The following is a 25,599-nucleotide window of genomic DNA, read 5'->3' on the forward strand; positions in this document are numbered from 1 at the left end:
GCAGGCTACGCCAAGCCCGGCAGAAAAACACGCTAGCTAGACGGAATTGATTCCAGCTGCTGCAACAGCAACGCCGCCTGCGTGCGCGTGCGCACCCCAAGCTTGCGGAAGATTGCCGTGACATGAGCCTTTACTGTGGCCTCGGATACGCTCAGCTCATAAGCGATCTGCTTATTCAGCAAACCATCGCAAACCATGGTCAACACGCGGAACTGCTGCGGCGTCAGACTAGCCAAGCCGGCACTAGCGGCTTTGGCTTCGGCTGATAAGGCAATTGCCTCCGGACTCTGCTGCGGCCACCAAACCTCACCGTCAAGCACCAGGCGTACTGCTTGCTGGATGGTTTCCAGTGGGCTGGACTTGGGAATAAAGCCGCTGGCCCCGAACTCCCGCGAGCGCGCAACGATGGTCGGCTCTTCTTGGGCAGAGATCATCACCACCGGGATATGCGGATATTGCCCACGCAGCAGCACCAGGCCAGAAAAACCGTAGGCACCGGGCATATTGAGATCAAGCAGGACCAGATCCCAATCGGTCTTTTGTGCCAGGCAAGCCTCAAGCTCGGCAATGCTGGCCGCTTCAACCAGCCGTACATCCGGCCCTAGCCCAAGAGTCAGGGCTTGCTGCAGGGCACTGCGGAACAAGGGGTGATCATCAGCAATGAGGATTTCAAATGCGGCCATGGTGAATCCTGTTCTTGTTATGTGGGTACCCGCCAGGGGGTAATGTCCAGGGCTCGGTAAACACTGCGTGCAGGGCGCAGGGTTGCATTGCAACCAAACCTGACATCACAGAAAAGCGACTCAGCATGCCGAGCGCTGACGGGGTGGTCAAGCACGATGCTTTGCGGCACAGTTCGCAGCTTTGCCGACGAGAGCTTGAAATGCGAAGCCACGCCCTACGTGCTGACCTGTTGATGCTAGTGACCGCCATGATCTGGGGCTCATCCTTTGTTGCCCAGCGTCTGGGCATGGATTCTATCGGGCCGTTCCTTTATACCGGCCTGCGCTTTGCACTGGCCGCAGTAATTCTGCTGCCCGTGCTGCATCTTCTGGAGCGCCGCACCAGCAGCAGTGCAACGCGCGTACCCTTGAACCGCCAGCTCCTGCGCGGTGGCTTGCTGATGGGGCTGGCTCTGGCGCTGGGGATCAATCTGCAGCAGGTCGGCTTGCTGTTCACCAGCGTGACCAACTCCGGATTTATCACCGGGCTTTACGTGATTATCGTGCCGCTGCTGGGGCTGTTTATCGGTCACAAAACTGGTCTGGGTATCTGGCTGGGCGCCTGCATGGCGGTCGTTGGCATGTTCCTGTTGAGTGTCGGTGAAGGCTTTCAGGTGGCGTCCGGCGATTGGCTGCAGCTGGCGGGGGCCTTTGTCTGGGGCGTGCATGTATTGCTGGTGGGCTTCTTTGCCGGGCGGCATGACCCCCTGCGCCTGGCACTGGTGCAGTTCATCACCTGCGCGGTGATCAGCCTGCTCCTGGCGGTTATCTTCGAGGAGATTCAGCTGCAAGCGATCATCGCCGCCGGCCCTGCGCTTCTTTACGGCGGGGTCGTTGGTGTGGCCGTCGGCTTTACCTTGCAGGTGGTGGCGCAGAAAGACGCCATCGCGTCTCACGCCGCGATCATCCTCTCGCTGGAGGCCGTATTCGCCGCGATTGCCGGCGCTTGGCTACTAGGGGAATCGCTGGAGTTGCGCGGCTACTTCGGCTGTGCCCTGATGCTCGCCGGCATGTTGCTGGCCCAGCTGTGGCCGAAAAAGCTGCCGCAGAGTCAGACTGCTTAAAGCCCCAAGAGCGGCCGAGCCTGTATTTACCCAGGCTCGCAACGCCGCTCGATTTTCGACTAACGGCTAGAGAAACTCACGCAAACGATCGTGCAATGGGTCGTCCAGCGGCACCGCACGGGGGGCCTTGGCTGCCAAGTAGTGCTGGCTGAAGACATCCAGATAAGCATTCAAGCCATCGGCGGCGCGTTGGTCACCGGCCAGCTCTAAACACAGGGCTGCGACTTCGGCGGTGCAGAAATGATCATCGCGCTTGGAGCGGCGCAGCTTGTAGCGTGACAGCTGTTCAGCTTGCAAGCTGAGTACCGGCAGGCTGTTGAGGTAGGGGCTTTTGCGAAACATCTTGCGCGCCTCACTCCAAGTCGCATCCAGCAGCACGAACAACGGTCGCTTGCCCATCGCTGGCTGCACCACACTGACCACCCGCTCGGCAGCAACATATTCGCCGGGGAATACGAGATAAGGCTGCCACTGCGGGTCAGCAAGCAGCGCGGGTAAGCCGGCATCAACCTCCACCCGCGACCAGCCAAACGCCGAGGTATCGGCCAGCACATCGGCAATCAACCAGCCGGTATTGCTCGGCTTGAGCGCTTCCACATCATGCATCAACAGACACACCGCAGACGTTGCCGCGATACGTGGCCGCCAGGCACACAGGCAGTGAGTCATCACCAGACGGCAATCATTACAACGCACCGAGCGGCTGCCACGGGCGAGAAAGGGTTTGGCGCTGCGGGCAATCCGCGCAGCCCGCAAACGCGCGACGGCATGGCTCATCAGGCGGGCACCTGACAGAAAAGAAAGAACGGCATGGGTGATCCTAGGTCAACAAGCGCGGCAGTCTAACAAAGCCCGCGACAGCCCACTCAATCGTGCGTCTTGCCCCCGCCTGCCTTAGCCACTGCGTAAGTGCTGACAGGCGGGTAAGATAGGCATCACTGAACCTCTGCCGCGCATTATCGGTCAGAAGGAGCAAATCGACTTTGGAGAGACCCATGCTGCGTTTGACCAGCCTAACCTTGGCCTTGAGCCTGCCGTTGTTTGCCCATGCGGCCACCTTGAAAGACTTTGAGCTGAACAAAACCCTGGAAAAAGTGGCGCGCGAAAGCAGCGTAGGCACACCACGTGCGATCAACGCCGATATTCTCGATCAAGGCTATACCGTTGACGGCAGTGAGTTGGTCAACCACCTCAGCGTACGCAGCGAGCATGCCGCGAAGATGCGCGGCAACCCGGATGTGGTCCGCGCACAGCTGGCCAACAGCGTGTGCCGCAATGCCGGTTATCGCCAGCTGTTGGTGCGCGGTGCGGTCCTGCGTTATGAGTTCAGCGAATACAAAAGCAACCGCCCGGTAACCACCGAGCGCTTCAGTAAAGCAGATTGCGCGCTGTAAGCACTCTCATCACGCCGCGCAGACTCAGGCGCGGCCTGCAGCAATAAAGGGCTTAGCGCTGCAGCGCCTGTACTACTAACGCAAACAGCGCGGGTCACCGCGCCCTTGCACCGCTGCTAGCTCATCAGCACTAAGCAACTCGCCCAGCGGTTTATCCAACAACGCGGCGACGGCTTCTAGCACATGTGCCCAGCTCGCCTGATTAGCGAACAACATCCCGGCTTCATCCAAGGTGCCACCGCGGTTGCGATAACCCAGCACGCGGTTTTGCCGCGCGTCACCCAGCAGCGGCCAGGCATGCCCACGCGCCACTTCCGGACGCATGTGCGTCAACAACACACGCACTGGATACGCCGCTGGAAACAGCTGTTCAACTCGCTCGGCAGCGGTAATCCCAACGGCCTCCCAAGCGTCACGCGGCTGACGAAAACGCCCGGGCTCCTGCAGGTACACTAACCGCCAGGCACACCCGACTTCGCTTAGACGAGCGGCGGCGCGTTGCATTTCAGCTAACTGGTAACTGCCGGTGGCGATCAGCAACACAGGCTGCGCGCCGGCTTGTTCAGCCAGCACGATGGCGCCGTCATGTGCCAGCTGCTCGGCCTGTTCACGGCTGAATATGCAGGGTCGTTCGCGCTTGGCAATCACCATGCAGGCCAACTGCCCGCGCACCTGATAAATGCTTGGCAGCAGCGCTAGCACTGAATTATGGTCGGCCGGAAAAATCACCCGGACCATATCGCTCATCTCACCGAGCAGGGCTTCGCAGAATGTAGTGTCTTGGTGTGACTGCTGATTCTTGCCGTTCTCCCAAGTGTGCGAGGTGGCCACCAGCGGCCAGCCCAGCCAACCCGCCGGCCGCCCAGCCTCTTTCTGCTGACGCGCAAAAATAATCCGTTGACGCACAGCACCGAGCATCTTTACGCAGAAAGCTTCATAGCTCGCTACGAGGTTCAAGCCGCCCTGATTAGCCAGGCAGGCGGACACCACGGCCTCTTCATTAAGCGCGGTGATGATTGCCCCATCCAGCGCTTCCAAGTCGCTTTCCGGCGCAATAACGCGGTGCTTGAGCGCCTTAAGCACGCCGCCCAGGCGGTTACTGGCCAGCTCATCGGGGTTACCGACTCGCGGGCGCAAGTGCGGGTTGCCCTGCACCATCTCCACAAAGAAACGATCCAACGCTAGCATCGGCGAGCAGGCGTTGGCCTGGTAATGCAATTCAGGCAGTCGCGCCGCTGGCGGCTGGCGCTGCGCTAAGGGATTATCCCGTTCCAGCGCACGCGCGCCTCGGGCAACAAACAGGGCGCAGGCGTCACGTAACTCATCTGGGGCCACCCAAAGCGGCGCCGCATGCTGATTGAATAGCTCACGCGCCGCCTCATCACTATGCGGGCTGGCGGGTAACGGCAGGTTATGTGCGGCATTGCTACCAGCCCCATAGAAACCAAAGCCTTTCAGCGTTTCCGCGATGCCATAGGGCATGGGGAGCGGGTAATTCAGCACGCCCGCCTGCAACTCTTGCACGCGGCGGCTCATGCGCTGCTCCATTTCCCACAGGGCGCAAACAAACGCGGCCGGGTCGCGACCCTCGAAGCTTATAGGGTCAAAGCCACAATGACGCAGATGCTCGCGGAAGTTATCCAACCCGGCGGGGGTGGCCAATTCGGTGCGTTGTTCGATGCGCCGACCATTGGCAATCATCAGCGGCAAGGCCACGCCGCAATCTTCGGCACGCCACCAGCGTGGCATCCAGTCACTGCCGCGCTGCTCCTCAGCCGCGCCATCAGAGAGGAACGCCACCAGCTTCTCGCCCGGCAACGGCAAATGGGCATATTGCAGCTCAGCAAAGCCCAAATACCCCCCCTCGGCAATGCCACCCGCGGTGTGCGGATTAACGTGACTGCCCAGTGGCGCGCTGACCTGACCCGCTGCGTTCTGCTCGAAGCTGTAATAGTCCGCCACCAACTGGCTCATCCCAGACTCATTACAGGGGTAGCGTTCAGCTTGTTCCGGGTGCTGGTTGGCCGTGAGCAAATTGAGCGCTTCGATAGCGGCTACGCAGTGACCTTGTCCCATCAACCAGCCACGGGTTTCTCCCGTCAGGTTATTCAGCGCCAAGTAACCGGCATAGGCCGGCACCATATTCAGTGCCCCGCCGGTGTGCCCTTCGGGCGTCACTTTGAAATCCTCTGCCGCCAGGGCCACGCCATCGAGGCGCACCCGCTGGGCATAGGTCATGTGCACCACCAACCACAATCCTGCCGCAGTCAGCCGATCCAGTGCATGAAAGTGTCGATACACACTCGCAAGATCCGCCTGCGAGCCTGCCTGAACCAGCTGATGGGCCATACGGTAGACCGCAGCGCAAGTCTGCGGACTATGCTGCAAAGGACCATAACCGCGCTGCCAGGCAGCGAAGGTCGGCTCAAGCCGTGCATGCTCGGCTAACTCGTTGGCACTGGGGAATAGCTGGGTCATATGCGGCTCCGATCGTCTGGGAGGTTTAAGGCTGTTGCCGCTTCAGCGCAGCCGAATGAATCTCAACAGACCATAGTCCACGGGATGAGGGCTGATGCTGATCTGCATCAAAACCACCGGTTGCTTGATAGGACAGCCTTAAGCACTACCCATTCAACTCGTACAAGGATTCGCCATGGCCCTGCTCAATTTCCTCGGCGCGATTCAACAAGTCACAGGTTCTTGCTACCTGATCGAAAGCCGCGACGGCGCAAAAGTATTACTCGAGTGCGGCATGCGCCAAGGCCGCCGTGAAGAGGACGACAGTAATCGTGCGGCGTTTCCATTTGATCCGCAAAGCTTGGACGCCGTGGTGGTTTCACATGCGCACATAGACCACACCGGTCTGCTGCCGAAGCTCGCAGCTTCCGGCTACCGTGGGCCGATCTTCGCCACCGACGCGACCTCGGAACTGATGGAGTTGATGCTCCTCGACTCAGCCTTTATCCAAGAGAAAGACGCTGAGTGGGAGAACAAGTGGCGCGCACGCATGGGCAAAACGGCGATACGACCGCTGTACACCACTGCGGATGCCGAACAGGCACTGAGCCAACGCCAGCCCATGGTTTATGGCGAAACCCGCGAAGTGGCTAAAGGTGTACAAGTGACCTTCCACAATGCGGGCCATATTCTCGGCTCGGCGATTGTAGAAATTGCAGTGCAGGACCACCACCTGACTCGCCGTTTGGTATTTTCCGGTGATCTGGGCAATACCTGCTCACCCTTGATGCAAGATCCGAGCACGCTGACACAGGCCGACTTAGTGCTGCTTGAGTCAACCTACGGCGATCGCGATCATCGCAGCAGCGAGGACACCCTCGATGAACTAGCAGCGATTCTGCAACAGGCCCATCGCGACGGTGGCAACGTGATGATTCCCTCATTTTCCGTCGGCCGCACCCAAGACCTCATTTACTACTTGGGCCGGTTTTACCACGAAGGTCGCCTGCCACAGCAGGTGGTCTTTCTCGACAGCCCTATGGCGATCCGTGCCAACGCTATTTACTCGCGCTTTCAGGATCAGTTCAGCGCCGAAGATCGCGCCGCGTTTCAAGCCCATGGCAGCAAACGCATCGAAGACTGGCTACCCATCCTGCGCTGCACGCCAAGCCCGGAAGAGTCGATGGCGATTAATCGGATAAAAAGCGGCGCGATTATTATTGCCGGCAGCGGCATGTGCACCGGCGGGCGGATCGCCCACCACTTCAAGCACAACCTCTGGCGCGAGAGCTGCCACCTGATATTTCCCGGTTTTCAGGCCAAGGGTACGCTGGGGCGCAACATTGTCGATGGCGCACAGAGCGTAAAAGTCCTCCATCAGCGCATTGCGGTAAAAGCCAAAGTGCATACCCTCGGAGGCTTCTCTGCACATGCTGGGCAGTCGCAATTAATTGATTGGGTCAGTCACTTCGAACACCACCCCGAGCTGTATCTGGTGCACGGCGAATTAGAGAAGACGCAGGCGCTGCAACAGGCCTTGCGTGAGCGGCTGAACTGGATCGCGAACATTCCAGAGCCTGGGGAACAAATCGCGCTCTGATGCGACCCATTTCCGGCGACGAGCAGGCGGCGGCGCCTTACAAACCGTTAACCGCCAGGCATACTCAGGCCATGGCCGAGGTGGTAATCACAACCTCGGCCGGCAACCTGAAGGAGAAGTTGTATGCCCGATGAATCGGACGATTATCTGTCCCGGCATTTTCAGATCAGTGGCGTCGACCTGAACAGTAAAGTGGAAGAACTGAGCAATCTGGCCGCTCCACCGAACAGCCCCAACATAAAGCTCTACCAGGCCATGCTCAACACAGTGGTGCGCATGGCACAGGCGGACCGTAATCGCTGGGACGCCAAGATCATGCAACAAACCTTGCGCGAAATGGAGCAGGCCTTCAGCGCACTGGAGCAGTTCAAGCGGCGGCGTAAGGTGACCGTGTTCGGCTCAGCACGCACCCCAACCGACCACCCGATGTACAGCCTGGCCCGCGACCTTGGCGCGACGCTCGCCAAACACAACCTGATGGTTATCACCGGTGCCGGCGGCGGCATCATGGCGGCCGCCCATGAAGGCGCAGGCCTGGAAAACAGCCTAGGGCTGAACATCACCCTGCCCTTCGAACAGGACGCTAATGCCACCGTGCAGGGCAGCAGTAACCTGCTGTCATTCCACTTCTTCTTTCTACGTAAGTTGTTCTTCGTCAAGGAGGCCGATGGCCTAGTACTTTGCCCGGGCGGCTTCGGCACACTCGACGAAGCGCTAGAAGTGTTGACCTTGATCCAAACGGGTAAAAGCCCATTGCTACCAGTGGTGCTCCTCGATCAACCAGGCGGCACTTTCTGGACCAGCGCCCTGGCGTTTATCCGCGAACAATTGCAAGACAGCGGTTATATCCTGGCCAGCGACATGCACCTGGTGCGTCTGGTGCACAGCGTCGATGAGGCAGCTGAAGAAATCGCCCAGTTCTATCGCAACTACCACTCCAGCCGTTGGCTAAGCGAGCGCTACGTGATTCGTCTTAACCACGCGCTGAGCGAGCAGACCATGCTGCAGCTGAACAGCGAGTTCCTTGACCTGTGTAAACACGGCGACTTCCAACAGCAAGCACGCTGTGAGTCCGAACAAGACGAGCCGGAACTCTGCCATATGACGCGCCTGGCTTTTGCCTTTAGCGGCCGCAACCACGGACGCTTGCGCGAACTGCTGAACCTGGTTAATCAACCGCAGAGCTGGGCAGAAACAGCCTTACAGGCAAAACCCAATCAATAGCCTACTCAGGGGCTAGCGCAAATGCCTACGCTCCCGCGAACAACTCTTTATTGGCTTTTACGCGGCCGCATAAAAGCCTTTATCGCGGCTGCGGCGCAACATATTGGAATGGGGAATAACGGAATAAACCGGCGAGCTTAATCCAAGCTGAGCAAGCAATCGCCAATCGCCAATCGCCAATCGCCAATCGCAGCTTAATCGTCCAACGCCCCCCGCAACAAACGCCCAATCAACTCAGGCGGATAACCTCGATAGCTGAGAAAACGCCCTTGCTTGGCACGCTCACGAACATCGCGCGGCAGTTCCCCAGCAAACTTGCGCTGCCAGGTTTCCTGCAGGCGCTCACGCCAGTCGATACCACTGTCGCGCAAGGCTTGTTCGACATCGCTACGGGTTAGGCCACGCTGCGTCAGCTCTTCGCGGATGCGCAACGGCCCATAGCCGGCGCGCGCTTTGTAACTGACAAACGCTTCTAGGTAGCGCGCCTCAGACAACAAACCCTCTTCCGACAGGCGGTCGAGGGCTGCGTTTATTAATTCATCTGGCGCGCCACGGGTGCGTAGCTTACGAACCAACTCGACGCGACCATGTTCGCGCCGCGCCAGTAAGTCCATAGCGGCCCGTCGCACTGCGACGGGGTTATCCAGAGCAATGGCCATGGTCCAATAAATCAGGCGTCGGCATCAGCCAGGTCAGCGGCCGTGGAGTTAGCTTTGGTCGCCGGCGTAGCCACCAGCAACTTTTCACGAATAAGCCCTTCGACAGTACGTGCTATTTCTGGATTGTCTTCCAGGTACTTGGCCGAGTTAGCCTTGCCCTGGCCAATCTTGCTCCCCTGGTAGCTGTACCAGGCACCGGATTTTTCTAGGAAACCGTGCAGTACGCCGAGGTCAATGATTTCGCCATTACGGTAAATGCCCTTGCCATACAGAATCTGGAATTCAGCCTGACGGAAAGGCGGAGCAACTTTGTTCTTCACGACTTTGACGCGGGTTTCGCTGCCGACTACTTCGTCGCCTTCTTTCACCGCACCAGTGCGGCGGATATCCAAACGCACCGAGGCATAGAACTTCAGCGCGTTACCACCGGTGGTGGTTTCCGGGCTGCCAAACATTACGCCGATCTTCATACGAATCTGGTTGATGAAAATCACCAAGCAGTTAGCGTTCTTGATGTTGCCGGTGATTTTGCGCAGCGCCTGGCTCATTAGGCGAGCCTGCAGGCCGACGTGCATGTCGCCCATCTCACCTTCAATTTCCGCTTTCGGCACCAGCGCCGCCACGGAGTCGATGACAATCACGTCAACGGCATTGGAACGCACCAGCATATCGGTGATTTCCAGGGCTTGCTCGCCGGTATCCGGCTGCGATACCAACAGGTCATCCACATTCACGCCCAACTTGCCGGCGTATTCAGGATCAAGCGCATGTTCGGCATCGACGAAGGCGCAAGTGGCGCCAAGCTTCTGTGCCTCGGCGATCACCGACAGGGTCAGGGTGGTTTTACCGGAGGACTCAGGGCCATAGATTTCGACGATACGACCCTTAGGCAGACCGCCAATCCCCAGTGCGATGTCAAGACCCAGCGAGCCGGTAGAGATGGCCGGAATCGCCTGACGATCGTGATCGCCCATGCGCATGACCGCGCCTTTGCCGAATTGCTTTTCAATCTGGCCTAGGGCAGCCGCCAAGGCACGCTTCTTATTCTCGTCCATTTAAGTCCTCACGTAATCAAGAAGGGCCAGCTAGCGGCCACCAACAACTGTATAAGTAGACAGTATTATTCCACAGGGCAAGTCGCCCGCCTACCCCGCGTTTGGATTTTCTTGCGCCAACAGGCGCAACAGCCCCGCCAGTGCGGCCTCGACCGTTTGTCGGCGCACTTCGCCACGGCCACCGGCAAACTGGCGGCGCGCACTAAAAAGCTGTGCTCCATCGCCCCAGGCCAACCATATAGTGCCCACCGGTTTCTGCGGCGTACCGCCATCGGGCCCGGCCACACCGCTAACGGCCACCGCATAGCGTGCACCGCTTTTGGCTTGAGCGCCGCGCACCATCGCTTCGACCACCTCCTGACTCACCGCACCGACAGTATTGAATAGTACCTCTGGCACCTCGAGCTGCTTGCTCTTTTGTCGGTTGGAATAGGTGATATACCCGGCCTCGAACCAAGCCGAACTGCCAGGTATTCGCGTGATTGCCTCGGCAATGCCGCCACCTGTACAGGACTCAGCGGTTGCCACCTGAGCATTACTGCGCGTCAGTTTCTCGCCCAATTCAGCAGCCAATTGGGTCAGGACGTGATCATTACTCGTCATCAGCACTCCGGGGTTAAAGCCAGCCAGGCTGATACCGTACACTAGGCGCTTTTGCGATTCAGCCGGACAGTTAAAACGATGAGCCAAAGCGACCTCAGTTCTCACACGCCGATGATGCAGCAGTATTGGAGGCTGAAAAACCAGCACCCTGACGAGCTGATGTTTTACCGCATGGGCGACTTCTACGAGATCTTCTATGAGGACGCGAAAAAAGCCGCGAAGCTGCTGGACATCACCTTAACAGCCCGCGGCCAATCAGCTGGCCAGGCCATTCCTATGTGTGGCATTCCCTACCACTCGCTCGAGGGTTACCTGGCCAAGCTGGTCAAGTTAGGTGAGTCGGTGGTGATCTGCGAGCAAGTCGGTGATCCGGCGACCAGCAAGGGTCCAGTAGAGCGCCAAGTGGTACGCATCATCACCCCCGGCACCATCAGCGATGAGGCGCTACTCGATGAGCGGCGCGACAACCTGTTGGCAGCAGTGCTGGGTGATGAGCGCTTGTTCGGCCTGGCGGTGCTGGATATCACCAGTGGCCGCTTTAGCGTTCTGGAGATTAAAGGCTGGGAGAATCTGCTAGCCGAGCTGGAGCGCCTGAATCCGGTTGAACTGTTGATTCCGGATGACTGGCCGCTGGACTTGCCTGCCGAGAAACGTCGCGGCGCCAAACGCCGTGCGCCCTGGGATTTCGAACGTGATACGGCGCTCAAGAGCTTATGTCAGCAGTTCGCCACTCAGGACCTCAAAGGCTTTGGTTGCGAGAATTTGTCCCTTGCCATTGGCGCCGCTGGTTGCCTGCTGGCTTACGCCAAGGAAACCCAGCGCACGGCCCTGCCGCATTTGCGCAGCCTGCGCCATGAGCGCCTGGACGACACGGTGATTCTCGACGGTGCCAGCCGGCGCAATCTCGAGCTAGATATCAACTTAGCCGGCGGTCGCGACAACACCCTGCAATCGGTGGTCGACCGCTGCCAAACCGCCATGGGCAGCCGCCTACTCAGCCGCTGGCTGAATCGCCCACTGCGTGACCAGGTCATTCTGGAAGCGCGACAGGAATCGATTGCCTGCCTACTGGAACGCTATCGTTTTGAAACCCTGCAGCCGCAGCTCAAGGAAATCGGCGATTTAGAACGTATTCTGGCGCGTATCGGCCTACGCAACGCCCGTCCACGCGACCTCGCACGCCTGCGTGACGCCCTGGCCGCGCTGCCTGAGTTGCAAATGGCGATGACCAACTTGCAAGCGCCGCATTTGGCCGAACTGGCGAATGAAGTCAGCACCTATCCAGAACTGGCTGAGCTACTGGCCCGCGCGATTAATGATAATCCGCCGGCGGTGATCCGCGATGGTGGCGTGCTGAAAACCGGCTACGACGCCGAACTGGACGAATTGCAATCGCTCAGCGAAAACGCCGGCCAGTACCTGATGGACTTGGAAACCCGCGAAAAAGCCCGCACCGGCCTGGCCAACCTCAAGGTCGGCTACAACCGCGTACACGGTTACTTTATCGAGCTACCCAGTAAGCAGGCTGAGTCAGCACCGGCTGACTATATCCGCCGTCAGACACTTAAGGGTGCAGAGCGTTTTATCACCCCCGAACTCAAGGAGTTTGAAGACAAAGCACTGTCAGCCAAAAGCCGCGCCCTGGCACGCGAGAAGATGCTCTATGACGCCCTACTGGAACGGTTGATCGGCCACCTTGGCCCGCTGCAAGACAGCGCCGCTGCGCTGGCCGAGCTAGACGTGCTCAGTAATCTGGCAGAGCGCGCGCTCAATCTAGACCTGAATTGCCCGCACTTTGTCGATGAGCCATGCATGCGCATCGACCAAGGTCGTCACCCGGTGGTTGAGCAAGTATTGACCACGCCATTTGTGGCCAACGACCTGAGCCTGGACGATGACACGCGCATGCTGATCATCACCGGGCCGAACATGGGTGGTAAATCCACCTATATGCGTCAGACCGCGCTGATCGTGCTGCTTGCGCACATCGGCAGCTTCGTCCCGGCAAAAAGCTGTGAGCTGTCACTGGTTGACCGTATTTTTACCCGTATAGGTTCGAGCGATGACCTGGCCGGCGGTCGCTCGACCTTTATGGTGGAGATGAGCGAGACCGCCAACATCCTGCATAACGCCACAGAGCGCAGCCTGGTGTTGATGGACGAAGTCGGCCGCGGCACCAGCACCTTCGACGGTCTGTCTCTGGCCTGGGCGGCGGCCGAGCAACTGGCCAAGCTGCGTGCCTACACCCTATTCGCTACCCATTACTTTGAACTAACCGTACTGCCAGAAAGCCAGCCCATCGTGGCCAACGTGCACCTCAACGCTACCGAGCATAATGAGCGCATCGTGTTCCTCCACCACGTGCTGCCGGGCCCTGCCAGCCAGAGCTATGGTCTCGCCGTCGCGCAACTGGCCGGCGTGCCAAACGAGGTGATTCTGCGTGCCCGCGAGCACCTAGCACGCTTGGAAACCACCAGCCTGCCTCATGACTTACCCGTGCCCCAGTCAGGCCAAACAGCCGCCCCCATGCAAAGCGACATGTTCGCCAGCCTGCCGCATCCACTGCTTGAGGCATTACAGAAAATCAATCCAGATGATCTGACTCCGCGCAAAGCCTTGGAACTGTTATATACATGGAAGACACGCTTCTAACGCTATTGCGCGTGAACTGTTAGAATCGCGCGCATTTTTATCAATGCCCGACTTAACGCCTGAGCCGTGGCCATTACCCCTAGCCTGCTAAAGCCCGCATAGAACGGGGCAGGCTGGCGCCCGAGGAGAGAATCAGAAATGACCTTCGTCGTTACCGACAACTGCGTCAAATGCAAATACACCGACTGCGTAGAAGTCTGCCCGGTGGACTGTTTCTACGAAGGCCCGAACTTCCTGGTGATCCACCCGGATGAGTGCATTGACTGCGCACTCTGCGAGCCTGAATGCCCTGCGCAAGCCATCTTCTCTGAAGACGAGGTACCGGAAGACCAGCAGGAATATACCGAGCTGAACGCCGACCTGGCCGAAATCTGGCCAAACATCACCGAGAAGAAAGAATCCTTGCCGGACGCTGAAGAGTGGGATGGCGTTAAGGACAAACTGCAATACCTAGAGCGTTAGAACCCGGCTCACCTGGCTGTAAAAAACCCGCCTTGCGCGGGTTTTTGCTTTTCTGCAGGCAAAAAAAGGGGCGGTATTAACCGCCCACTCTTTTGTCCCTAATCCCTGTATTTCCCAGCTCATCATCCTGATGAATCGCATCATGCGATGTCCTGACTGTCATCCTAACAACCTGTGCGTGTCCGTGTGCACAGCTGTAATACTAGCGATCTTTACCGGCCTAACAAGCGCTTAAGATGAAGCAAGCATCGCTCAAACTCGCTTACTCAAAAAAATAGTCTATACAAATCAACAATTTAAAATCGTAACAGGCATTTTATAACCGACCTAAACACCAAACGCTTACGCAGCCTGTAAGCAATGGCTTACATGAGCTCTCGCATAAGTAGTAGAGAACACCACCCGGCGCGGCGCAAATACAGCGCCGACCCGATAATCGTCCATAATAACGGCTCATAAAAAACCCGGCAGAAGCCGGGTTGGGTGTTCGCGCATCAGGCTCACTGGAATAATGAGTCGCTCGACAGACCGTTCTTTTCCAGGATCTCGCGCAAGCGCTTGAGGGCTTCGACCTGAATCTGCCGAACGCGCTCACGGGTCAAACCGATCTCCTGACCCACCTCCTCCAGTGTGCAGCTTTCATGGCCACGCAGGCCGAAACGGCGAATCACCACTTCACGCTGCTTATCGGTCAGATCCGACAGCCATTGATCGATACTCTGTGACAGGTCTTCAACCTGTAGTAACTCGCAAGGGTCGGTCGGACGATCATCGGTTAGGGTATCAAGTAGGGTCTTATCCGAATCTTGCCCCAGCGACACATCCACCGAGGAAACACGCTCGTTCAAGCCGAGCATGCGTTTGACTTCACCCACCGGCTTCTCCAGCAGGTTGGCAATTTCTTCTGCCGAAGGCTCGTGATCGAGCTTCTGGGTAAGCTCACGGGCGGCCCGCAAATAAACGTTAAGTTCTTTAACCACATGAATGGGTAAGCGAATGGTACGGGTCTGATTCATGATCGCCCGCTCGATGGTCTGGCGGATCCACCAGGTGGCATAGGTCGAAAAACGGAAGCCGCGCTCGGGATCGAATTTCTCTACCGCGCGGATCAGGCCGAGATTGCCTTCTTCGATCAGGTCCAAAAGGGACAAACCCCGATTGACGTAACGGCGGGCAATCTTCACCACTAGGCGCAGATTGCTTTCGATCATGCGCTTGCGGCCAGCGGGGTCGCCCTTCTGAGCCAAGCGCGCGAAAAACACTTCTTCTTCAGGCGTCAGTAGCGGAGAGAAGCCGATTTCATTGAGGTATAGCTGGGTGGCGTCAAGCGCACGGGTGTAATCAATATATTTATGCTGCTTGCTGCCGGCTGCTGGAGCCTTAGCTTTGGTGCGGGAAAGCGACGGTTGCGCTTTTTCGTTTGAATCATCGTCAAGGACAATAGCCGACTCCATAAGGAGAACGTCATCATCAACATCAAACTCCGGCGCTTCTTTTTTATTGAGAGCCATTTTTGTTATTCCTTGCTGAGTTCGACAGCAAGCCCTAGCGCACCAAGTCCCTGGTTGCACCGGGCCCGTCCTCCTACGTGCGGGGACAGGCTAGCGCAAGGTCAACGTTTAGGCAGGTATTGCAATGGATCTACAGGTTTACCTTGGCGACGCACTTCAAAGTGAAGCTTGACCCGGTCGGTTCCTGTGGAACCCATCTCGGCAATTTTCTGCCCGGCTTTGACCTGCTGCCCCTCCTGTACCAACAGCCTGCGGTTGTGGCCGTAGGCGCTTACGTAAGTATCGCTATGTTTGATGATTATCAACTCGCCGTAGCCCCGTAAACCACTCCCGGCGTAGACCACTGAACCATCAGACGCAGCTAAAACAGGCTGGCCCAATTCCCCGCCTATATCAATGCCTTTATTCAAACTGCCGTTTGAGGAAAAACGCCCGATAACCGCACCATTGGACGGCCACAACCAGCCCGATGCAGAGCGCTGCGTGGGCGGTAAGGCGGTGATGCTTGGCGTAGTTTTGACCGGGGCTGGCGATTGGCTTTGCACGGGGCGGGACTGAATCGGCGCGTTAGGCCGACTGGTCGGAGTGACAAGCACCCGTGCAGTCGCCACCATAGGCGGGCGACTGGAGGAGTGCCCGTCAAAACGAATGATCTGACCCACACGGATCAGATAAGGCGGCGCAATACGATTACGCGCGGCCAGCGCCTTCCAATCCCAACCGAAACGGAATGCGATGGAATATAGCGTATCACCCCGCCGCACCTGATACTGACCGCTGGTTACAGGCTGACGTTGGACTGCCTGACCGGCGCCACCATGGGCACGATCAACCACCTTGACGCCACCCGGTGGTGGGCTCGCACAGGCACTCAATAGCGCACCCAAGACAAGGCCACTCAACAGGTTACGAGCTCTGCTCGCGCGAATCGGCAATTGAATGGCTGTGAAACTCACCTGCATCTCCCTCGGGCAAAACTAACTGCGGCTAAATGGTGCGCATTGTGCCGCAATTATGGGTTATCAACAGCGTTTTGCGGGCTGCGTCCGGCTAACCACTCCAACCCCAAAACTAGCACGACACCAGTAATAGCCAAGGCAATAGCCAACAAAAGCTGCGGGTCTTGCCCACTGACCTTGGCAAAATGTTCAGGCCATAGGTTCGTTTGCAGCAGGGGCATTTGCGCGCCATGACTATCGGTGCGCCAGGTCAGGGTTTCTTTCCATGGCCAGATTTTGTTCAGTGAGCCGATCATCAGCCCGGTGAGAAACGCCAGAGTCAGGTCGCGCCATCGCGCCAAGAGCCAGCGCAAAACACCGGCAAAGCTGACGATGCCGACCAAGCAGCCGCTGGCAAAAATCAGCAACACGCTGATATCCAGACCTTTAACCGCCGTCAACACAAAGCTGTAGAGGCCCAGTAACACCAGAATAAAACTGCCAGAGACACCTGGAAGAATCATCGCGCAAATGGCGATAGCACCGGCGAAAAACAAGCTTAACGGGTCATTGCCCAACTGCAGCGGCACCGCCACGGTTATCCAGTAAGCGAACGCCGCGCCGAGCACCAGACTCACACCCCGTGCCCAGTTCCAGCGTTGAATTTCACGCACCACCAAGTGAGAGGAAACCAGAACCAAGCCGAAGAAGAACGACCACACCGGAATAGGCTGCTCGACCAGCAGGTAAGTGATCAACCGCGCGAGGCTCAATACGCTGGTCATGATGCCCAGCAACAGCACCAGGAGGAAGGTCGCATTGGCGGCCTTCCACGCATCGACAATCCGCCCGCGCAGCAACAGGCCGAGCGCAACCGGTATACTCGAAATCGAACGCAGCAACTCGTCATAGATACCGGTAATAAAGGCTACGGTACCGCCCGAAACACCGGGCACAACGTCGGCCGCGCCCATGGCAATGCCTTTGGCGTAAAGCAGGAAATACTTCTTCATGGGTCCATCCGCGAACAGTCTAAAGTCAGGCCAGGGGCCCGTTAAGCAAGGGCACAAAACGCACAGCATCGAGTACGTGCCGCGAGAAACCGTCATCTTCACGGATGATCAGCATGAGTTCCTGCTCATCACCCGCACCAACCGGAATGACCAAACGGCCGCCCGGAGCCAGTTGATCGAGCAAGGCCTGTGGTACATTGGCAGCCGCTGCCGTAACGATAATGCCGTTGTAAGGGCCTAAAGCATTCCAGCCTTCCCAGCCGTCACCCCAGCGAAACACTACGTTGCGTAGGTTTAGCTGAAGCAGCCGTTCCTTAGCCTTTTCCTGCAGATTCTGGATACGCTCGACACTGAACACCCGCTCGACCAGCTGAGCCAGAATCGCAGTCTGGTAGCCCGAGCCAGTACCAATTTCCAGCACCTTGTCCAAGGGGCCTGCGGCCAGCAGTAGCTCGCTCATGCGTGCAACCATATAGGGCTGCGAGATGGTCTGATTGCTGCCAATCGGCAGCGCAGTATCCTCGTACGCGCGATGCGCAAGGGCTTCGTCGACAAACAGATGGCGCGGTGTACGGCGAATAGCTTCCAGCACATGGGCGTTGGACAAGCCTTCCTCGTAGAGGCGTTGAATCAAACGCTCACGGGTGCGCTGCGAGGTCATGCCAATGCCGCGATGGTTCAGCTCATCCTGTTCACGCCAACTCACAGCAGCCCCTCCAACCAGGGTTGCAGGCTAGTGAACCCCTCCAAAAAGGTGCGATCAAGCTGCAATGGGGTGACCGAAACAAAACCCTGCATCACTGCATGAAAATCCGTACCGGGGCCACCATCTTCCGCATCACCGGCCACAGAGATCCAGTAGCCCTCTTTACCCCGCGGATTAACCACCTTCACCGGCGCAGCAGCCCGCGCACGGTGGCCCAGACGCGTCAGCTGGATACCGCGGACATGCTCCAGCGGCAGGTTGGGAATATTCACGTTGAGCACGGTGCGCGGCGGCAGGTCGAGCTGCTCATGCGCCTCAACCAACTTGCGGGCGAAATAGGCTGCGGTCGGCAGGTTATCCGGCAGGCGTGAGAGCAGGGAAAAGGCAAACGCCGGACGGGTAAGAAAACGCCCTTCCAATGCAGCGGCAACAGTGCCGGAATAGAGCACGTCATCGCCCAAGTTGGCGCCCAGATTGATACCAGACACTACCAGATCCGCCACGTGCGGCAGCAGGCCATTGAGACCCAGGTGCACGCAATCGGTCGGCGTGCCGTTGAGACTGATGTAGCCGTTAGGCAAGGTGGTCGGGTGCAAAGGACGATCAAGGGTCAGCGAACTGCTCGCGCCGCTTTTGTCCTGATCGGGTGCAATCACCGTGCACTCGGCATAGTCAGCTAACGCCGCATGCAGCGCAGCCAGGCCTGGCGCAGCAACGCCGTCATCGTTTGAAATCAGAATACGCATGGGTTGTCCGTCTGCCCTGCAGGCAACAGATCGACAAGCTCGCGCACCAAGACGGTGGCGAAGCATCCAGCCGGCAGGACGAATTCCAGTTGCAGAATGTCAGGCTCAGGATAATGCCACGACAGGCCGTCAATGGGGAGGCGCAGAATGCGCCGTTCATGGGTCATGCCCGCTTCTGCCAACCAGTCGACCAAGACAGCCTCGCGCGCCGCCAGCCCGAGCTCCAACGCTTGAGCAACACCTTCGGCTGTCGAGGTACCCGCACCCCACAAAGGCCCGGTGGGATGCAGATCAAGTATTGCCAGACGCGGGTCAGCGCATTCAGCTTCCCCAGCAAGAAAGAAACTGCGGCTGTCGGTAAACGCCAGCAGATCACCCAGCAACGCCTGATTCCAGGTGCCCGCCTGTACCCGCTCAGCTAGCACCTGGTTGAACAGGTAACTGCGCGCCGCCGAAAGCACCCGCGAGCGCACATTACGTTTTTCTGGCAGGCTTTTACCCAGGGCGAAATGCCGGGCATGGGCGACATTGCCGCCTTCATAGCCGAAGCGTTGCAAGCCGTAATAATTGGGAATGCCTTGGGCTGCGATTTGCGTCAGACGCTGATCCAGCGCTTCGCGGTCAGCGGCGAGCTGCGTCAGGCGCAGGGTAAAACCGTTCGCCGCATGTGCACCGCGTTGCAGCTTACGGGTATGGCGCTGCTGTTTGAGGATGCTCAGGCTGGTATCTTCGGCAGCGCTCAGGTCCGGATTAGCCTTGCCCGGCAGGTGCAAGCTGAACCACTGACGAGTCAGCGCCTGGCGATCTTTGAGGCCGGCATAGCTGATTAGCCGCAGCGGTACACCCGCAGCGCGGGCAATACGCTTGGCGGCCTCCTCGGTATTCAGCTCACGCTTTTCTACCCACAGCCACAGGTGCTCACCCTCGCCGGCCAGCGGGATATCCAGCACCTCATCGACCTGAAAATCTTCCGCCACGGCTTTGAGCACTGCCGTGCCGCAGGGCTCACCATGAGCGCGCGGACCCAGCAGTTGAAGTTCGTTCATTGGGTGACCAACAGCGCGACCGCATGCACCGCAATGCCTTCTTCACGCCCAGTAAAACCAAGCTTCTCGGTCGTGGTGGCTTTGACGTTGACCTGATCCAGGCTCACTTGCAGGTCTTCGGCAATTCGCGCACGCATAGTGTCGATATGTGGGGCCATCTTCGGCGCTTGGGCGACGATAGTGGCGTCGACATTACCAACTTGCCAGCCCTTCGCGTGAATCAGCCCAAGCACATGGCGCAGCAAGTCACGACTGTTCGCGCCCTTGAAGGTCGGATCGGTATCCGGGAAGTGCTTGCCAATATCACCCAGCGCGGCCGCGCCAAGCAGGGCATCACTCAACGCGTGCAGCAGCACGTCGCCGTCGGAATGGGCCAACAGGCCACACTGATGGGGAATTTGCACGCCGCCCAGGGTGATAAAAGAACCCTCGGTAAAACGGTGCACGTCATAGCCGTGGCCAATACGCATAAAGAACAACGCCCTGAAAAAGTCAGGGCGTGATTCTAACTGAAAGCTGCATGCAGAAGCCGCCTCACTGGCGAAGCAAACCTCGCTCGCCAACGCAGCCTCAGCTCAGCAGCGCCTTAGCATGGTGACGCAGATGATCATCGATAAAGCTGGCGATGAAGTAGTAGCTGTGGTCGTAGCCAGGTTGTAAGCGCAGAGTTAGCGGATGCCCTGCTGCTTGCGCCGCTGCTTTGAGGGCATCGGGCTTAAGCTGATTCTCGAGAAAATCATCGCGATCACCCTGATCAATCAAAATCGGTAGCTTTTCCGTGGCCTCTGCCAGCAAGGCGCAGGCATCCCACTCACGCCAACGCGAACGCTCATCACCCAGGTAACGCGAGAAGGCCTTCTCGCCCCAAGGACAATTAATCGGATTGCTGATCGGCGCAAAAGCCGACAGCGATTGATAACGCCCCGGGTTGCGCAAAGCGCAAACCAACGCGCCATGCCCGCCCATGGAGTGGCCGCTGATGCCACGCTTGCCTGATACCGGGAAGTTCGCCTCGATCAACGCCGGCAATTCCTGCACCACGTAGTCGTACATACGGTAATGCCGCGCCCAAGGTTCCTGGGTGGCGTTCAGGTAAAAGCCCGCCCCCAAACCGAAGTCCCAGGCTTTATCCGGATCATCCGGCACATCCGCGCCACGCGGGCTGGTGTCCGGCGCCACAATGATCATTCCCAGCTCGGCCGCGAGCTTGTGCGCGCCGGCCTTCTGCATAAAGTTTTCATCGGTGCAGGTCAGCCCGCTCAACCAATACAAGACCGGCAGCTTGCCGCCCTGCTCCGCCTGCGGCGGCAGGTACACGGCAAACACCATGTCACAACCGAGCACCGCAGAACGGTGCCGGTAGCGTTTATGCCAACCGCCCGCACTCTTCTGGCAGGAAATATTTTCCAAACTCATGAAGCCTCCATTGGGCGGCCATTACAGCCGCCCGGCGTAATCAGAAATGGATGACAGTGCGGATGCTCTTGCCTTCATGCATCAGGTCGAAGGCCTTGTTGATGTCTTCGAGCGGCATGTTGTGGGTGATAAAAGTGTCCAGCGGGATTTCGCCCTTCTGCGCTTTTTCCACATAGCCTGGCAATTCGGTACGGCCTTTAACGCCACCGAAAGCCGAACCGCGCCAGACGCGCCCGGTTACCAGCTGGAACGGACGGGTGCTGATTTCCTGACCGGCACCGGCTACGCCGATAATCACCGACTCGCCCCAGCCCTTGTGGGCACATTCCAAGGCAGCGCGCATCAGCTGCACATTGCCGATGCACTCGAAGGAATAGTCGACGCCGCCATCGGTCATCTCAATGATCACGTCCTGAATCGGCTTAGCGAAATCCTTCGGATTGACGAAGTCAGTCGCACCCAGCTCGCGGGCCACTTCAAACTTGGCCGGGTTGATATCGATGGCGATGATGCGCGAGGCTTTGGCCATTTTCGCGCCAATGATCGCGGCCAGGCCAATGCCGCCCAGACCGAAGATCGCCACGGTGGCGCCCTCTTCCACTTTAGCGGTATTAAGCACAGCGCCGATGCCGGTAGTGACGCCGCAACCGAGCAGGCAGACCTTTTCCAGCGGCGCTTCTTTCGGGATCACGGCCAGGGAAACTTCCGGCAGCACGGTGTATTCGGAGAAAGTCGAGCAGCCCATGTAGTGATAGATCGGCTCACCTTTGTAAGAGAAGCGGCTGGTGCCATCCGGCATCACGCCCTTGCCCTGAGTGGCGCGCACTGAGCTGCACAGGTTGGTCTTACCCGATGTGCAAAACTTGCAGGTACGACATTCGGCCGTGTACAGCGGAATCACATGATCGCCGACCTTCACAGAGGTCACGCCTTCACCAATGGCTTCAACAATACCGCCGCCTTCGTGACCCAGCACCACAGGGAAAACGCCTTCGGAATCTTCGCCAGACAAGGTGTACGCATCGGTGTGGCAGACGCCAGTGGCAACAATACGCACCAACACTTCACCCGCTTGAGGCGGAGCAACATCGATCTCTACGATTTGCAGCGGCTGGTTCGGGGCAAAGGCTACGGCAGCACGGGACTTGATCATGATTACTCTCCAAGTATTCAACAGTGGTGAGGAGTTTAGATCAGTGCTTTAAAAAGATTAATCCGCTAAAAAACAAAACATTCTTGCTACACAGGGATAATCTGCCGATGAAACCGCTTTGAGGAAACGCTATGAACCGCTGGGAAGGCCTCGATGAATTTGTCGCTGTCGCCGAGTGCGGCCAGTTCACCGCTGCGGCCGAACGCCTGAGCCTGTCGTCATCCCAAGTCAGCCGGCAGATCGCCCGCCTAGAAGAACGCTTGCAGACGCGCCTGTTCTACCGCAGCACCCGCCGCGTAGCACTGACCGAAGCGGGGCAGACCTTTCTGCAACATTGTCAGCGCCTGCAGGACGCCCGCGAAGAAGCGCTGCGCGCCGTCGGCGATCTGGGCAGCGAACCCAAGGGCCTGCTGCGTATGACCTGCGCGGTAGCCTATGGCGAACGCTTTATCGTGCCGCTGGTCACCGAGTTTATGATCCAGCATCCGCAGTTGCGGGTGGATATCGAGCTGAGCAACCGTACCCTTGACCTGCTGCACGACGGCCTGGATCTGGCCATCCGTCTGGGCCGCCTGCAGGATTCGCGTTTGGTGGCCGCAAGGCTGGCTTCGCGACAACTGTATCTGTGCGCCGCCCCCGAATACCTGCAGCGCTATGGCCGGCCTCACTCGCTGTCCGAGCTGAGCCAACATAATTGCCTGATCGGCAGTTCGGATGCGTGGAGCTTTCAGACCAACGACCGGGATACCAGCATGCGGGTACAGGGCAACTGGCGCTGCAACAGCGGCCAGGCGGTACTGGAAGCGGCGTTGCGCGGGGTGGGTTTGTGCCAACTGCCGGATTACTACGTGCTCGAGCATCTGCGCAGCGGCGCACTGGTTTCACTGCTGGGCAATCAACAGCCACCCGACACCGCCGTGTGGGCGATTTATCCACAGCAGCGGCACTTGTCGCCAAAAGTACGGCAACTGGTCGACTTTCTTAAACAGGGGCTCGCGGACCGCAGCGAATACCGTAAAGACTGAACGTGCGGGGTAATTGCACAGACCTGCCCACCCATTTGCATTCAACCTAACCAGTCATTTGCAGCGGATTCGACCGGTATGCTTCGTGGCCATGACAGACAGAGATCGGCCAGAAGCGGCCACTCACTTTAGATTCTTCCGGCTCAAATCGGAGCGATCCACGACACAAGACTTCTTCTGTATATCAAGCGCTGCCTAGCAGTCCGTTGCGCGCACCAGGCGGAAGTCTTTGGTGCGGTTAGTGCGCGGCCGATTCTCCCATTCGTTCGAACGTCACACCGTCCAGACGTTTGGCCCACCCCTGGCTGTTCGGTTCTGGTCTGTAATGCTGGCCGGTTGGTGTATCGGCGGGCTGGTCGGTTATGTCGCGTGAGCGCTTGCGGCTTCTAATTAGCCTCAAATCCGCGCCATTACAGGGCTTCTTCACGTCGGCAGGAGGAAGAAGACACAACAACCAACCTGAAAATCTCGTATGAAGCGAAGGGCCGGGCCTCGAATTACCCCAGGCGCCACATAAGAAGAGGACGCCACCCTACAGAGGCAGAAAGTGCCTAACCCTCTCCAAAGGCAGCTAATCGCGATGGCAAGCGGCGCGAAAAAAACTGCTCCTTCCCCTCTGTTTGGATAGGGACACAAACGCCCAGCATGGCCCATAGTCCGACGTTTTATACGCAGCCAGCTTTTGCTGCAGGGTCAATTGCTCAAAATATTTTTGATCGAAGCCATTAGCTCGATTGCTGAGCGTGTTTTAAGCACCTCAAGCATAAACAGCCAGCCCATTCAGAGACAGAACCATGAACCGCATCTATTGCTCCACTTTCAACACCGCGCTTGGCGCTTGGGTGGCTGTGCCTGAAACCGCAAAAGCCCGTGGCAAGCGTAATGGGCTTGTGCGCGCAGCACCGGGCGCAAAGGGTGCGCCGTGGTTTGCATTCACGGCGCTGGTGGCGGGCATGAGCATGGCGGGTATGGCGAATGCAGCCCCAATCCTCACCAATTGGACAGGGACGGCCAACTCCAGCTGGGATGACGCGGGCAACTGGAGTGACGGTTTGCCGAAGCTATCAGATTCCGCAAACATCAACCTCTACGGAGGCAACCAGCCGACCCTTGTCACTGCTACGCCGGGTCTGACAACAACCAGCGTTTCCGCCGGCACGCTGACAATCGCTAGCGGCGGCAACCTTGTTTCAACCGCAGTGAACATAACCGGGGCGGGTAGAGTAGAAACTGCCGGCGTTATTACAGGCGCTGTTTGGATCAATGGCACTGGCGTACTGGCGCTTTCAGGTAACGCAACAGTAAGCACATTTTGGGGGAACGGCGCGGTCCAGCTTGGCAGCAATACCCTGACTGTGGATCCCCCCAGTTTTACAGCTAGTACTTTCTCAGGCGTTATCAGTGGCACTGGCGGATTGATCAAATCCGGTGGCGGTACACAGGTGCTCGCCGGCGCTAACACCTACACCGGCACAACAACACTGGAAGCAGGCGGTCTCACCCTTTCAGGCGGTTCGGCAATTTCCGATACGGGCGCCGTGGTGGTCAACGGCGGTGTGTTGGCGCTTACAAATAGCGAAACAATCGGCGCCCTTTCGGGGACCGGTGGCACGATCGATTTAGGCACCAATACCCTGACGGTGAGCCCGAGTAGCGTTAGCTCCACCTATGCGGGGACGATCAACGGAGCCGGAGGGCTCACAAAGACTGGCTCTGGCACCTTGGCGTTATCGGGGGTGAGCACCTATACCGGCGATACGACATTGAATGCCGGCACGCTTGCCGTGAGCAATTCTGCCGCCCTTGGCAGCACAACAGGCAACCTCATCTTGAACGGCGGCACTCTGCTTGCCACGGCAGACGCGAGCATCACAAAGTCCAATCTTAAGTTTAATGACAATGCCACCTTGGCTGCGACAAGCAATAAAACCCTGACAATTACGACCTCGTATCTTTCGCACCAACCTTCTACAGCATCGACTTTGACCATCGGCTCTGCGGGGCAAGATGGAACCGTCGTACTAAGCGTGACAGGCACCGTCACCGCGAACTCCACCCCGTGGGGTTTCGACGTCGTAGCGGGAACCCTGCAGGCTGGAAACTCATTTGCAGCATCTGATTTGTTTGATTTTAGTGTGTCGGGGCTTTCGATT

At 58.2% G+C, this 25,599-nt stretch carries 22 protein-coding genes and 1 pseudogene; 8 read left to right on the forward strand and 15 right to left on the reverse strand.

The window, feature by feature from the left end:
* Positions 1-32: 32 nt before the first annotated feature.
* A complete protein-coding gene (gene erdR / locus BMZ32_RS01790; RefSeq protein ID WP_090238754.1) occupies positions 33-683 on the reverse strand; it encodes a response regulator transcription factor ErdR in 651 nt (216 codons plus the stop codon).
* A 200-nt stretch (positions 684-883) separates the two neighbouring features.
* Here erdR and BMZ32_RS01795 point away from each other — a divergent pair, with 200 nt between their 5' ends.
* Positions 884-1,786 carry a DMT family transporter gene (locus BMZ32_RS01795; RefSeq protein WP_090238756.1) on the forward strand — a complete coding sequence of 301 codons (903 nt, stop codon included), beginning with the start codon at positions 884-886 and terminating at the stop codon, positions 1,784-1,786.
* Between the two features lie 66 nt (positions 1,787-1,852).
* On the opposite strand, the gene BMZ32_RS01800 is transcribed toward BMZ32_RS01795, so the two are convergent.
* Positions 1,853-2,563: a tRNA-uridine aminocarboxypropyltransferase gene (locus tag BMZ32_RS01800; protein WP_090238759.1), complete on the reverse strand. Its 711-nt coding sequence runs from the start codon at positions 2,561-2,563 to the stop codon at positions 1,853-1,855.
* Between the two features lie 218 nt (positions 2,564-2,781).
* Between BMZ32_RS01800 and BMZ32_RS01805 the strand changes: the two genes are divergently transcribed.
* On the forward strand, positions 2,782-3,180 hold the full coding sequence (locus BMZ32_RS01805) for a quorum-sensing-regulated virulence factor family protein (protein WP_090238762.1): 399 nt from the start codon (positions 2,782-2,784) through the stop codon (positions 3,178-3,180).
* A gap of 75 nt (positions 3,181-3,255) precedes the next feature.
* Here BMZ32_RS01805 and BMZ32_RS01810 read toward each other — a convergent pair whose 3' ends face one another.
* Complete coding sequence (locus BMZ32_RS01810; protein WP_090238765.1) at positions 3,256-5,658, reverse strand: phosphoketolase family protein; 2,403 nt, start codon at positions 5,656-5,658, stop codon at positions 3,256-3,258.
* A 175-nt stretch (positions 5,659-5,833) separates the two neighbouring features.
* Here BMZ32_RS01810 and BMZ32_RS01815 point away from each other — a divergent pair, with 175 nt between their 5' ends.
* On the forward strand, positions 5,834-7,237 hold the full coding sequence (locus BMZ32_RS01815) for an MBL fold metallo-hydrolase RNA specificity domain-containing protein (protein WP_090238768.1): 1,404 nt from the start codon (positions 5,834-5,836) through the stop codon (positions 7,235-7,237).
* A 123-nt stretch (positions 7,238-7,360) separates the two neighbouring features.
* Positions 7,361-8,461 carry an LOG family protein gene (locus tag BMZ32_RS01820; protein WP_090238771.1) on the forward strand — a complete coding sequence of 367 codons (1,101 nt, stop codon included), beginning with the start codon at positions 7,361-7,363 and terminating at the stop codon, positions 8,459-8,461.
* A gap of 194 nt (positions 8,462-8,655) precedes the next feature.
* Here BMZ32_RS01820 and recX read toward each other — a convergent pair whose 3' ends face one another.
* The 3 genes from recX to BMZ32_RS01835 form a co-directional block, all read right to left on the reverse strand.
* Positions 8,656-9,120: a recombination regulator RecX gene (gene recX / locus BMZ32_RS01825; protein WP_090238773.1), complete on the reverse strand. Its 465-nt coding sequence runs from the start codon at positions 9,118-9,120 to the stop codon at positions 8,656-8,658.
* A gap of 11 nt (positions 9,121-9,131) precedes the next feature.
* The gene (gene recA, locus BMZ32_RS01830) at positions 9,132-10,175 is read right to left on the reverse strand and encodes a recombinase RecA (protein WP_090238776.1); all 1,044 of its coding nucleotides are present in this window, start codon (positions 10,173-10,175) and stop codon (positions 9,132-9,134) included.
* Positions 10,176-10,265: 90 nt separating this feature from the next.
* Complete coding sequence (locus BMZ32_RS01835; protein ID WP_090241493.1) at positions 10,266-10,778, reverse strand: CinA family protein; 513 nt, start codon at positions 10,776-10,778, stop codon at positions 10,266-10,268.
* Between the two features lie 78 nt (positions 10,779-10,856).
* Here BMZ32_RS01835 and mutS point away from each other — a divergent pair, with 78 nt between their 5' ends.
* A complete protein-coding gene (gene mutS, locus BMZ32_RS01840) occupies positions 10,857-13,430 on the forward strand; it encodes a DNA mismatch repair protein MutS (protein ID WP_090238780.1) in 2,574 nt (857 codons plus the stop codon).
* 138 nt (positions 13,431-13,568) lie between these two features.
* Complete coding sequence (fdxA, locus tag BMZ32_RS01845) at positions 13,569-13,892, forward strand: ferredoxin FdxA (protein ID WP_090238784.1); 324 nt, start codon at positions 13,569-13,571, stop codon at positions 13,890-13,892.
* A 500-nt stretch (positions 13,893-14,392) separates the two neighbouring features.
* Here fdxA and rpoS read toward each other — a convergent pair whose 3' ends face one another.
* The 9 genes from rpoS to BMZ32_RS01890 form a co-directional block, all read right to left on the reverse strand.
* The gene (rpoS, locus tag BMZ32_RS01850) at positions 14,393-15,403 is read right to left on the reverse strand and encodes an RNA polymerase sigma factor RpoS (protein WP_090238787.1); all 1,011 of its coding nucleotides are present in this window, start codon (positions 15,401-15,403) and stop codon (positions 14,393-14,395) included.
* A gap of 101 nt (positions 15,404-15,504) precedes the next feature.
* On the reverse strand, positions 15,505-16,338 hold the full coding sequence (locus tag BMZ32_RS01855) for a peptidoglycan DD-metalloendopeptidase family protein (protein ID WP_425272858.1): 834 nt from the start codon (positions 16,336-16,338) through the stop codon (positions 15,505-15,507).
* A 77-nt stretch (positions 16,339-16,415) separates the two neighbouring features.
* The gene (locus BMZ32_RS01860) at positions 16,416-17,354 is read right to left on the reverse strand and encodes a polyprenyl-phosphate transporter (protein ID WP_090238793.1); all 939 of its coding nucleotides are present in this window, start codon (positions 17,352-17,354) and stop codon (positions 16,416-16,418) included.
* 25 nt (positions 17,355-17,379) lie between these two features.
* Positions 17,380-18,015, reverse strand: coding sequence for a protein-L-isoaspartate(D-aspartate) O-methyltransferase (locus BMZ32_RS01865; RefSeq protein WP_090241495.1), 636 nt, complete (start codon positions 18,013-18,015; stop codon positions 17,380-17,382).
* Positions 18,016-18,056: 41 nt separating this feature from the next.
* On the reverse strand, positions 18,057-18,806 hold the full coding sequence (surE, locus tag BMZ32_RS01870; RefSeq protein ID WP_090238796.1) for a 5'/3'-nucleotidase SurE: 750 nt from the start codon (positions 18,804-18,806) through the stop codon (positions 18,057-18,059).
* Positions 18,794-19,852 carry a tRNA pseudouridine(13) synthase TruD gene (gene truD, locus BMZ32_RS01875; RefSeq protein ID WP_090238801.1) on the reverse strand — a complete coding sequence of 353 codons (1,059 nt, stop codon included), beginning with the start codon at positions 19,850-19,852 and terminating at the stop codon, positions 18,794-18,796. The genes surE and truD overlap by 13 nt, the downstream gene beginning before the upstream one ends.
* Positions 19,849-20,322, reverse strand: coding sequence for a 2-C-methyl-D-erythritol 2,4-cyclodiphosphate synthase (gene ispF, locus BMZ32_RS01880; protein WP_090238804.1), 474 nt, complete (start codon positions 20,320-20,322; stop codon positions 19,849-19,851). The genes truD and ispF overlap by 4 nt, the downstream gene beginning before the upstream one ends.
* Positions 20,323-20,422: 100 nt before the next feature.
* A complete protein-coding gene (fghA, locus tag BMZ32_RS01885; RefSeq protein WP_090238807.1) occupies positions 20,423-21,268 on the reverse strand; it encodes an S-formylglutathione hydrolase in 846 nt (281 codons plus the stop codon).
* A gap of 40 nt (positions 21,269-21,308) precedes the next feature.
* Positions 21,309-22,421 carry an S-(hydroxymethyl)glutathione dehydrogenase/class III alcohol dehydrogenase gene (locus BMZ32_RS01890; protein WP_090238810.1) on the reverse strand — a complete coding sequence of 371 codons (1,113 nt, stop codon included), beginning with the start codon at positions 22,419-22,421 and terminating at the stop codon, positions 21,309-21,311.
* Between the two features lie 131 nt (positions 22,422-22,552).
* On the opposite strand from BMZ32_RS01890, the gene BMZ32_RS01895 reads away from it, so the two are divergent.
* Both BMZ32_RS01895 and BMZ32_RS19695 read left to right on the forward strand, forming a co-directional pair.
* Entirely contained in the window at positions 22,553-23,446 is an 894-nt protein-coding gene (locus BMZ32_RS01895) for a LysR family transcriptional regulator (protein WP_090238813.1), read from the forward strand.
* A 794-nt stretch (positions 23,447-24,240) separates the two neighbouring features.
* A pseudogene (locus BMZ32_RS19695) lies at positions 24,241-25,224 on the forward strand (ESPR domain-containing protein); the annotation flags it as partial.
* Positions 25,225-25,599 lie beyond the last annotated feature (375 nt).

This window comes from Pseudomonas guineae (assembly GCF_900113745.1).
Lineage (GTDB): Bacteria > Pseudomonadota > Gammaproteobacteria > Pseudomonadales > Pseudomonadaceae > Aquipseudomonas > Aquipseudomonas guineae.

Bases quoted from the DNA above. Each gene is read 5' to 3' on its own strand.
- erdR (WP_090238754.1), bottom strand. From the start codon at position 683: ATGGCCGCATTTGAAATCCTCATTGCTGATGATCACCCCTTGTTCCGC.
- BMZ32_RS01795 (WP_090238756.1), top strand. From the start codon at position 884: ATGCGAAGCCACGCCCTACGTGCTGACCTGTTGATGCTAGTGACCGCC.
- BMZ32_RS01800 (WP_090238759.1), bottom strand. From the start codon at position 2,563: ATGAGCCATGCCGTCGCGCGTTTGCGGGCTGCGCGGATTGCCCGCAGC.
- BMZ32_RS01805 (WP_090238762.1), top strand. From the start codon at position 2,782: ATGCTGCGTTTGACCAGCCTAACCTTGGCCTTGAGCCTGCCGTTGTTT.
- BMZ32_RS01810 (WP_090238765.1), bottom strand. From the start codon at position 5,658: ATGACCCAGCTATTCCCCAGTGCCAACGAGTTAGCCGAGCATGCACGG.
- BMZ32_RS01815 (WP_090238768.1), top strand. From the start codon at position 5,834: ATGGCCCTGCTCAATTTCCTCGGCGCGATTCAACAAGTCACAGGTTCT.
- BMZ32_RS01820 (WP_090238771.1), top strand. From the start codon at position 7,361: ATGCCCGATGAATCGGACGATTATCTGTCCCGGCATTTTCAGATCAGT.
- recX (WP_090238773.1), bottom strand. From the start codon at position 9,120: ATGGCCATTGCTCTGGATAACCCCGTCGCAGTGCGACGGGCCGCTATG.
- recA (WP_090238776.1), bottom strand. From the start codon at position 10,175: ATGGACGAGAATAAGAAGCGTGCCTTGGCGGCTGCCCTAGGCCAGATT.
- BMZ32_RS01835 (WP_090241493.1), bottom strand. From the start codon at position 10,778: ATGACGAGTAATGATCACGTCCTGACCCAATTGGCTGCTGAATTGGGC.
- mutS (WP_090238780.1), top strand. From the start codon at position 10,857: ATGAGCCAAAGCGACCTCAGTTCTCACACGCCGATGATGCAGCAGTAT.
- fdxA (WP_090238784.1), top strand. From the start codon at position 13,569: ATGACCTTCGTCGTTACCGACAACTGCGTCAAATGCAAATACACCGAC.
- rpoS (WP_090238787.1), bottom strand. From the start codon at position 15,403: ATGGCTCTCAATAAAAAAGAAGCGCCGGAGTTTGATGTTGATGATGAC.
- BMZ32_RS01860 (WP_090238793.1), bottom strand. From the start codon at position 17,354: ATGAAGAAGTATTTCCTGCTTTACGCCAAAGGCATTGCCATGGGCGCG.
- BMZ32_RS01865 (WP_090241495.1), bottom strand. From the start codon at position 18,015: ATGACCTCGCAGCGCACCCGTGAGCGTTTGATTCAACGCCTCTACGAG.
- surE (WP_090238796.1), bottom strand. From the start codon at position 18,806: ATGCGTATTCTGATTTCAAACGATGACGGCGTTGCTGCGCCAGGCCTG.
- truD (WP_090238801.1), bottom strand. From the start codon at position 19,852: ATGAACGAACTTCAACTGCTGGGTCCGCGCGCTCATGGTGAGCCCTGC.
- ispF (WP_090238804.1), bottom strand. From the start codon at position 20,322: ATGCGTATTGGCCACGGCTATGACGTGCACCGTTTTACCGAGGGTTCT.
- fghA (WP_090238807.1), bottom strand. From the start codon at position 21,268: ATGAGTTTGGAAAATATTTCCTGCCAGAAGAGTGCGGGCGGTTGGCAT.
- BMZ32_RS01890 (WP_090238810.1), bottom strand. From the start codon at position 22,421: ATGATCAAGTCCCGTGCTGCCGTAGCCTTTGCCCCGAACCAGCCGCTG.
- BMZ32_RS01895 (WP_090238813.1), top strand. From the start codon at position 22,553: ATGAACCGCTGGGAAGGCCTCGATGAATTTGTCGCTGTCGCCGAGTGC.